The following is a 1164-nucleotide window of genomic DNA, read 5'->3' as shown; positions in this document are numbered from 1 at the left end:
CACCATCAGCGTGCGGACGCTGGTCCTGGGATCGCTGATCGGGATATTCGTCGTCCTGCTCTACTCGCTGAAAGTCAACGCTTACGCGCTGGACATAATGGACGGCACTTTCAATTTCGTCGGCGCCTTCGCCTCCAAGAACCAGGTCGGGTTCTTCTCGTCGTTCGGCATCTTTTTGTCTTTCGTCTTCCTGATGTTTTACCGGCGCAACTGGCTGAGCTTCTTCTGGACCGCGCCGATCATCCTGATGTCGGCATACATGCTGGCAATCTCCCACTCGGCGACATCCGTCGCCTCGCTGCCGGCGGTGCTCGGCATCGTCATCTTGCTCACCATGAGCAGGGTCCTGTCGCGGCGCTACCGCCGCGTGCTGTTCGTGGTCGGCGGCGGCGCGTTGGTAGCCGGCGTGGTGGCCGCGCTGAACCTTGGCCTGCTGGACGTCGTGCTCGGCATCTTCGGCAAGGATTCGACGCTGACCGGCCGCACCTATCTCTGGCAGCAGGGTTGGGAGGCGGCGCAGCTGCACCCGCTGCTCGGCTACGGCTATGCCGCCTACTGGGTGCAAGGGTTCGCCGATCCGGAACGGTTGTGGGCCGAGTTCTACATCACGACCCGCACCGGCTTCCATTTCCACAACACCTATATCGAGACCCTGGTCGAGATCGGCTTCGTCGGCGTCACCATGCTGGCGCTGATCATCCTGCGCGCCTTCTACGGCCATATCTCGAAGGTGGTGTTCGGGGTCTGGAGCGCCGATTCGGTGGTGCTCGCCGGCGCCGTCGGGCTGATGCTGATCCGCTCCTTCTTCGAGGTCGAGATCCTCGGCCCTTACTTCATGGCCTCCTTCATCGTCTATTATGGCCTGTTCAAGCTGAACCCGCTGCCGGTTGCCCGGCGACGGCGGGTTGCCATTCCTGTCCAGGATGAAAAGCCGGCCAACGGCCACATGCCGGCGCCGGTCTGATCGCGGTTTTCGCCTAGTCCCCCGAAAGCGAGAACCGGTTCCGGGTCAAGGACATGCGTAAGACCAAAAACCTAAAAGAGCGCGGAGCAAATCTGAAAGATTGCGACGCGCTTTAGGCCACGGCTCGCGAGCGCTGCATTTGCCGCTGCAGGAAGCGGCGCACCGGCTCGTCATAGATGCGGGTGGCAATGTCGGCGATG

General features: G+C 61.9%; 1 protein-coding gene. It reads left to right on the top strand.

Features of this window, described 5'->3' with window-relative positions:
• Positions 1–964, top strand: a 964-nt coding sequence (locus tag EOA60_RS33940; protein ID WP_164899807.1) for an O-antigen ligase, incomplete at its 5' end; no start/stop codon positions are given.
• Between the last annotated feature and the right edge of the window lie 200 nt (positions 965–1164).

The organism is Mesorhizobium sp. M1A.F.Ca.IN.020.06.1.1 (assembly GCF_004023265.1).
GTDB lineage: Bacteria > Pseudomonadota > Alphaproteobacteria > Rhizobiales > Rhizobiaceae > Mesorhizobium.
Note: the sequence above shows the minus strand (reverse complement) of the source record. Positions and strands in the feature narration are given on the sequence as shown.